The sequence below is a fragment of the Corynebacterium tuscaniense genome (genome assembly GCF_008693065.1).
In the GTDB taxonomy this organism is placed as follows: domain Bacteria; phylum Actinomycetota; class Actinomycetes; order Mycobacteriales; family Mycobacteriaceae; genus Corynebacterium; species Corynebacterium tuscaniense.
This window is the reverse complement of the sequence record NZ_VXKH01000181.1, coordinates 1-610: the sequence shown is the minus strand read 5'-3', so window position 1 is coordinate 610 and position 610 is coordinate 1. Positions and strand designations below refer to the sequence as shown.

1 protein-coding gene is annotated in these 610 nt (G+C 39.0%); it reads right to left on the bottom strand.

Annotation, left to right across the window (positions count from 1 at the left end):
* Positions 1 to 610: phage/plasmid replication protein, II/X family (locus F4V54_RS11175; RefSeq protein ID WP_249041307.1), on the bottom strand; the 610-nt coding region annotated here is incomplete at both ends.

Below are 610 nucleotides of genomic sequence, written 5' to 3'. Positions count from 1 at the left end.
TCTAGGCTCGAAAAGCAAATCAGTACCAAAAGCCCATTCAGGAATCCCACAAGGACGCATTTCGATAACTCTTCTCAAAGGAATAACATTATCATTCATTTTATCCTTAGGGTTAGGTACTGAGATATCAATACTAAAGGCTAAAAGATCCTTTCTATGTCTGTAAAAAGTTCTCTTAGGCAAAATAGTTTTAGGTGAATGGCCTTCCTTCCAAAGAAGATAAGTAGACCTAAGGTGACTAGGTAACTCTAAAACTAAATTATCGCGTTCTTTCTGTTCGGTCATTTCTACCCTGCCCAAATATTCCGAATACAGCTCCCACATATCAATATTAAACCATCCAGTACCAACATTCAGCCCAAGCTTGGAAAGCTCTTTAGTTCTAAGAGTCAATTCAGCTCTAAGTTTGTTATTGGCAAAATCAGGAAGTGAAGTGAGTGCAAGTGGTGCAGGCAAAACATGATCTTCTATTTCCTGACCCTTAGCATAAAACTTTAAGCTCCAGCGCTGAGAGTTCTTGCCGAAATAAACAGTATTACCTTTAGAAACAGCGGTGCCGTGTCTAGTTCTAGAGGTCTGTTCTAAATGCGAAAGCCAAGTAATAACATCA